This is a genomic window from Gemmatimonadota bacterium (genome assembly GCA_009838845.1).
Taxonomy (GTDB): Bacteria; Latescibacterota; UBA2968; order UBA2968; family UBA2968; genus VXRD01.
The window spans coordinates 25,070-32,409 of sequence record VXRD01000125.1 but is presented as its reverse complement, the minus strand read 5'-3'; the positions used below and the strand labels follow the sequence as shown (position 1 = coordinate 32,409).

The window sequence follows — 7,340 nt, the reverse complement described above, 5'->3', positions numbered from 1 at the left end:
TTCTTAAAATTGACCATTACACAATCTCATTTTGAATTATTATGATGTTGGCGAAGTTGCTCGAATTTTTTTGTATCAAATCCCAATCTTTCATACATCGTTCTTTGTTCCCGAGATGCAAGTTTATCAAAAATATTTACGGGATTCGGGTCACTCAATGTTATCGCATAATAAAAATATCCAACGATGATTATTACCCCCTCAACGCCCCATGTCCACGATTCCATTGTCTCCCACCCAAAATGAAAAATCAACCCTACATGAATAAGGAAGACAAGCACAAAGAAACTAAGGAAGTACAACAGGCATCTTTTCGCAGTCCGATGAGCATTTCTGTCGATGTTGCTTTTAATTTTTCCTAACAGTTCGATAGCTGCGTTATCTTCTTCCGTCAAAATTTTCTCAACTGCCTTATCACATATCACATCAATGGCTTTAAACCAAATTGTAGCCATCTCAATGTCTTCAGCTTGTGACGGATCTTGCGTAAGCAAATCCTTGAAAAACTTCCGTCTCGTATCTCTGGCAGGCTCAGGAATTTGACTATACTGATCTGGCCATATTGTACGTAGTGTTTCTTCCAAAGCAAATCCACAAGTGTCAAAATCTGGATCAGTTTTTAGCCTGCCCGTAGTATCAAGCAGGTCTCCGGCAAGTGCCCTCATTCGATACGACCAGTCCTTAGTAGATTGAGATATATTGACAATCTCAAGAAGCCATTTCTTTAATTCTTTAGTTGTTTCTGTATCTTCGAGGTGCCTCAATCCGTCAGCAACCCCAAGGATAGCTATGTCATCGGACGCGAAATCTTGTAAACCCGGCTCTGTCCTTCGCTGTAGGCGGTTGAGACCGTCAAGAAAATTTTCAGTGTAATATTTATTCCCTGATCCGATTGAAAAGCCCAGAGTTGCAATTTGAGGATAATGTCCTAAAGTTGATTCATTTGCAATGGTGCTTAGATCAAGCTGCCTGTCTATTTCGGGAAGAATGCGTAGGACAAAAGCTGCTGAATGAGGCGTACATTGCTGAAATGAATCTTCAATTACGCGTAGCAGACGATCCCGCTTTGTTGATAATATTTCTTGTTCCATTATAGAAACCACCGTCGGTCACGTAATGCTCCAACGGCCAAAACTGTGCTATCCCATCCTGCAACTTCCTTAAGATTGCCAAGCAATCTGGCAATCAGTCGAGAATAGCCGATAGTAACAGGTTCGCTTCCAGGAAAAAAGCTTCTCCAAGACAAATATGTAAAGTGGAATATCTGTCTGAGCAGATATGTCATATCATCAAAATCCGAATCGGGATGTAATTCCACTAGCAGTGGTTTGGGTAAACCTTGATCTGCTGTCTTAAGATCTGTTGGTCCGGTTAGTTGAAGTAATCCACGCCGTCTTTCAAGTTGTAGACAGAGGCCTCTCTGGGGCACTCCCTTTCCTTTTTTTGACGACTTTCTCTTTGTCCAATAATTAGCACCCTGTTCATTTGGGGCGAAAATCTGGTAGGGATGATGCCAAGAAATATCTAAAAACGCATATTCAGCTTGATATTTGTTATCAGTTAAGCTATCAACAAGCTTCTTGATAGCCTCAACTTCGCAGTCACGCAATCTCTTATAAACATGGCAGATGATTCTAATCTTGTCACCTTTTACCCAGGCTTGTTGTTGTTCTACATAACTCACCGTTCTTTGCAGGCTTTCGAGTAATGCTTGAGGGTAGTTCCTAAACTCAACTTCGCGGGTCTGTCCCCACACGAGATACCTGCCATCTCCTTGAAAGACACTTGTCATCCCCACATATTGTGTCCTGTGACCTCTGCGACCAAACCCGACGGCAGATGAACCGATACCAATAACCAATTCGTGTGAATCCGGATCTCGCATTGACATAACCCACGGCGTTCCATCAAGTTTGGCGTATGAAGCCAAACAGATATTATTCAAAAGATAAGGAAGGTTGCGTTCAGGAGGGTCTATCTTTTCAATTCTAAATGCCTGTACTGGGACACCTGCTCCCATAAATTCAGATTTGCTCACGAAGTAGGGGTTCATATCGCCGAATTGATGGATGAAATCTTCCCTTATTTGGACAATTGCCAGATCGGGAAGATCAGGTAGCCTATTTAACAATCGTCTGGCCGCATTACGGTATTCTTGTGGCGTTGGGGTCTGACATTCTTCAAATTCAAATCTCAAACTCGATAATCTGTATTTCCCCAATAACCCACCTCGAAACGGATTTTCCTTCTTTTTATCCTGCCAGTATGCATCTGGAAAACCTACACGAAGCATCTGCAGAAATTGATCAACCCTTCCTTTATAACTTGATTCGCAAACAACAGCGATAAGAGGTGAATTTCTTGTGTGTTGGGTAAACATATATGGGCCATACATCTTGATACCACTATCAGGATTTGCTTGGATATTTCTTCCTTGAGCTCCGAATAGAAGTGGTGGTCTTTTCGTGGTTATTTGGGATGGATATTTTCCGTCACTCGGGTTAAGCAAATCTCCAAAAGATATTTTTACCTCATTATTGATGGTAAAATTGTGTCGTTTAATTCCTTTCAATGTCTCCTGCAAGTGAGCAAGTTTGCCCAAGGCAGTGCCCACAGGTTTTCTGATATTTTCTAACTCCAAGAGAATGCGCCGGGCTTTGTTGCCATAGTAAAGTTGAACAACATCATTGAGGTTTTCAAGCCTTGGTTCTAAGAAGGCCTTCTGCGCCTGGATGCGTATATCGCCCTCACTGTCTGTTAGGAATAAAGTATTGCCATCAATGCCGCCTACTCTCCCCAGCAATTCAAGTCGTGGATGTAAATAGTCTATATCAGGCTGCTGACGGCTACAGACATACCGCCTCCTTATATCCAATCCATCTTCCTGTAGTTCTGAGACTGGTATATCAATAATGTTTGATGTGGCCACGTCTAAAACCAAACCAATGTAGTATTTGTTTTCATCATACTGAAGCATTCGACAGTCAATCTCATAACGAAGAACCACATCAAGTCTTCTATCAGGCTCTTCACCGACCTTCAAAACTGCCTGGTGCAAGAGATATGCGTTCTCCTTCTGCCCCCAAAAAATGAGTTTCTTACCGCCGCTCAGAATAGGTCTCCTATGCGCAATCCAAACCATTATTTGATGTTGGACTGCTCTTGCGAGGAGCAGTAGATGATTGTCGATTATCACTGTATCCTTTGTGCCCAGAGGATCAATATTTGGAACTAGAGCTACATTGAGAATTTCTTGGGTACGAGGATCAAAGCGAAAGACATGAGTTCTCCAATGGTCATGTCTAAGTTTTGCATACTCCCCCTTCTCCATATTAGGCAAGCGCCCAATTTCGATTTCTTCTCTGTCGAATGTAATAGGCACAATATTTAAAATTTGGTCCTGAGAATGGGAAGGCATCATTTACAACCTCCGGCAACCGAATGGCGTAGCACTATTATTAAAGATTTCGCCAATAATTTTTTGTGTGTATGATTTTTGTCGTTAGAAACTTCAAGAGCAATGAAATAACCTGTATCAAGAAAGAATATTTTTGGGTTCATGAAGATGTTCCATACAAATATTTGTCATGCTGTTCAGAAGCATCTAAAATACTACATTCCACTGGATTTTCTCCCAAGTTCCAAATAAGATCAAGTTGTGTACGACGACTGTAGGAATACCTCTGTCCCGTCGCCATAATTGTAATCACATCATTTTCTTTTTTTATTTCCACTTCCTCAATTCCTTCCAACAGTTTCCGAGGGTTTCTTTTATAAACACAAAAATGCCCCATCGTATAACCGGAGGGCAATAACCTGATTTCAGGTAGAAATCCCTTCACGGGTCGGATGTAGAAAAGGGGAGTCTCAGTTCAGCAGGGGAGAGCTGTGAAGCACAGCACCGGGACAGAGCGAGGAACCCGGAGGGTAGGGGAAAGGTGGAAAGAATATATCAGAATTTGGCCTAAAAAGCAACTCCTATCCTGAGCTTCAGCGGTGGTATAATTCGTGTTTTTGTCTGTATTTTGGAAACTCGGGAATGGTGGTGCAATGGGATACGCTTTTGCGATCACAACGAGGCCGAGGTATGGACTTATAAGTGATCAAATAGGTATCGCGTGCAACCGAAAGCCCAATGCGTGTATAACCTTGAGCACCGTAGCAAAACCCGGATTGCCTTCAGGTGATAATGCTTTGTAAAGGCTTGTGCGTCCGAGACCTGTTTCACGGGCAATTTGTGTCATACCTTTGGCACAGGCGATATCGCCTAAGGCAGCAGTGATTAAAGTGGGATCGCCATCCTCAAACACGGCCTCGAGATACGCGGCAATATCTTCTTTGGTCTTCAGATGGGTCGCAGCATTCCAGGGATGAGTTTTCGTTTTTGCCATAATTATCTCCTCCTCATAAATTGCGCGCCAATGTCTGCCGAATTTCTATCATCTATTAAATGTATCTTATAGGATACAAAAAACAAGGAGTTTGAAAGACAAGGAGGATACGTTGGCACACCCACACTTCAACGAAGCAGACTGGATCGCACGCCTGGCTGCCGCTTTGGAAACCGTCGCGGCAAATGCCCGACCCTTAAACTTTCCACTTCCACCTGAGATAATGCGATCCGGCCCAATCCCAACCCACGAGTTTTATTCAGCTCTACATCGTGGATACCGAGATCTCGCAGCACGAGCGAAACACGATCCGGTAGCCTCGCGCCAGTTCAATAAATCGCGCCTCCAGGTTAAAACAGACCCTACCGAAGCGAGAGCTATCCTGCGGGAACACCCTCTGATAAAGTCGGGACTAAATGGCTTAGGCAAGGATGAAGGGTTCCAATTCAGTATTCTCAACAACAGCTTCGGCTTAAGTCTGACATCGCTCGTGTCGCATCTCGCAAAACTCTCCGTGAAGGAAGGCGGTGCAGAGGCTGCTCGACGCCTGCATCGCTTCCTGAGTGCTGGAGCAAATGCGAGCGTGCCAGCGCACGAGATCACAGTCTTCCACGGACTGGTTGTGAAGAGACGTATCGATCTTGGCAATGGAGCTTACATCGCCCCGTACGAGTACGCCAGGAGCGAGTTCGACCTTCCCGAAGAACCTGAGCCGTGGCCAAAGTCGAGTTATCCAAATGCGGCTGTGATTGTACGCAGCCTCCGCTATGGACCCTGTGTTGCGCCGTCAGACGATGGTCCCGGCCTTCCCCAAGGGCAAATCTCTTACCGTTTTCCGACTAACTACCAGATCAATCTTGAGCGTTGGTTCAACGACAGCAAACTACTCGTCGATCTGCTTTCAATCGCCGCGCGGGTCCCATTGCTTTCCCGCACTCTTTATGTCCGCCTACCCAAATGGACAAAAGAAATCACTCCTTACTATGACGCCTTTGGCACTCGGGTCTCCGAGGGCTTCATGTCCGACGTGTGGCCGAAAGGCCGCGACCTGTCAAAGGATGACGTAGATACATTCGTAGCACTATCTCGCGGCTGGGGCGCATATGCGGGCAAATTGGACGCCATGAACCTTGCGATTCGTCGGTTAGCCGGTTCCTTCTCTCGTCCAGGTGGACAGTTCGGTGAGGAAGACCGCATTATAGACGTTGCCATCGCGCTGGAAGTATTTTATGGAGGTACGGGCCGCAAGCTCGCGCTACGCGCTGCGGGATTAATTGGAGAAAATGCCGAGGAACAAAAGCGGATATACGATCAGGCGAAGCACTTCTATAAAGTACGATCAAATATCGTACACTCGAAGAAGTCAACGCCTGCGCGGGATTTGCTCTATCGGGATTTACTCTATAAAGAGCTTGAGGATGGACGCGACCTGGCCTGCCGTACTCTCGCGAGCCTGCTCAAGCGCGACACGCCAGTTCAGTGGGCAGACGTGATGCGTTGTCTGCAACCTGAAACGCGAACTTATATAGAGGCTAAGTACCAGCAGGACAAGTGATGCTCCAGCGTCCGGACAGCGTCAATGAAGAACTTACGTGCAATAAATGCTGGTTCAACACCATCCAACCCTACGAACCCTACATTACTGACACACCCAAATCATAAGCGACATAATTAGTTGTCAATGCCATCACAGAACTCCAGTTGAAGAGAGTCATTCTAAACTTGATTTTTAATTGTGTTCACACAGTTCAGTAGCTATTATGGGACGTGGTTGAAAAGTGTCAAGTATTTCATTTATAAGATGGAGGAACAAAAGTGCATTTGAGAGGAATCCATTTAGTAACGGACAATTTAGAAGACTCGGCCAACTTCTACGCCCAGACCCTGGGACTGAAGGAAATAGAGCGTGAATCTGACATAGTGGCTTTGCAGGGGAAAGATATAAGTGGCCTTTTATTATTCCTAAAGGACGCGGACGTGGATGAAGGATTAGATCACATATCCTTTACAGTGGAAAACTTAGACAACATCGTTCAGAAACTTGAGGATGCGGATGTAGATGTCAGACTCAAAAACTATGATGACGGGACGCGGGTAGCCCATTTTGAGGGTCCTGAGAATGTGACAATAGGATTGGCAACAGCAGACCTACTTGATACGTCTGGCGGCGAGGAAACAGAAATTCGGATTTATCGATTCGTCCTGAAAACGGACGATGTAGAAGACTCGATACAATTCTATACCCAGGTCCTGGGGTTAAAAGAAATAGAAGGCTTCTCCTATGAGGACAATGAGGACTATGTTGGTTTACAAGCAGGGAATATAATCATAGTACTCTTATCGACCGGATGGTTTGAGTCTGAGGGCTTCGACAGAATAGACTTTGAAGTGGACAACTTATATAACACCGTCCAGAAACTTGAGGCCGCAGACGTGGATGTCGATCTCGGAGAGGTCAATGAACACGGGTGGTGTTGGGGCTTTTTTGGAGGTCCAGACAACGTGAAAATAGGATTAGTCGGACTTGAGCAAACCATATTAGATGAGGAAACAGATAGTCAAGATGGAAATACGGAAAGGCCGAGTATTGTAGAAAAAGTCCGCTTTTGGGAGGAACAGGACCGAATCAACCAGGAGCTAATTCCACGAGTCATTCGTCAGAATGAACTGCTAACCCAGCACATCGCTGAGCACGACAACTTGCAGCAAATACTCAGCGACACCATGCAAAAGGCTCTATCTGAGCAAGCTCAACAGTATGAATCAGCCCTGGATACTGCTCAAAAACAGCTAAACGAAACCCATGAACAAATCACTCAAAAGGCCCTGTCTGAGCAAGTGGAGAATCTACGCCAAGAGGCACGTCAGACCCGAAACAGACTTACCGCCATAGCTGCTGGCAGTGCTATCATCGCAATAACCGCGCTAATCGTCGCGGTGCTCGCTTAG

The 7,340-nt window shown here is 45.2% G+C and carries 6 protein-coding genes; 2 read left to right on the top strand and 4 right to left on the bottom strand.

Going from position 1 to position 7,340, the window contains the following annotated elements; all coding sequences use genetic code 11:
* Positions 1 to 26: 26 nt before the first annotated feature.
* The 4 genes from F4Y39_17470 to F4Y39_17455 all read right to left on the bottom strand — a co-directional run bounded on the left by F4Y39_17470 (position 27) and on the right by F4Y39_17455 (position 4,391).
* On the bottom strand, positions 27 to 1,091 hold the full coding sequence (locus F4Y39_17470; GenBank protein ID MYC15515.1) for a hypothetical protein: 1,065 nt from the start codon (positions 1,089 to 1,091) through the stop codon (positions 27 to 29).
* Entirely contained in the window at positions 1,091 to 3,421 is a 2,331-nt protein-coding gene (locus F4Y39_17465) for a hypothetical protein (GenBank protein MYC15514.1), read from the bottom strand. The genes F4Y39_17470 and F4Y39_17465 overlap by 1 nt, the downstream gene beginning before the upstream one ends.
* Positions 3,422 to 3,557: 136 nt before the next feature.
* Positions 3,558 to 3,794: a hypothetical protein gene (locus F4Y39_17460; protein ID MYC15513.1), complete on the bottom strand. Its 237-nt coding sequence runs from the start codon at positions 3,792 to 3,794 to the stop codon at positions 3,558 to 3,560.
* 309 nt (positions 3,795 to 4,103) lie between these two features.
* Positions 4,104 to 4,391 carry a putative addiction module antidote protein gene (locus tag F4Y39_17455; protein MYC15512.1) on the bottom strand — a complete coding sequence of 96 codons (288 nt, stop codon included), beginning with the start codon at positions 4,389 to 4,391 and terminating at the stop codon, positions 4,104 to 4,106.
* A 112-nt stretch (positions 4,392 to 4,503) separates the two neighbouring features.
* Between F4Y39_17455 and F4Y39_17450 the strand changes: the two genes are divergently transcribed.
* The gene (locus tag F4Y39_17450; GenBank protein MYC15511.1) at positions 4,504 to 5,946 is read left to right on the top strand and encodes a hypothetical protein; all 1,443 of its coding nucleotides are present in this window, start codon (positions 4,504 to 4,506) and stop codon (positions 5,944 to 5,946) included.
* Between the two features lie 260 nt (positions 5,947 to 6,206).
* Complete coding sequence (locus F4Y39_17445; protein ID MYC15510.1) at positions 6,207 to 7,340, top strand: hypothetical protein; 1,134 nt, start codon at positions 6,207 to 6,209, stop codon at positions 7,338 to 7,340.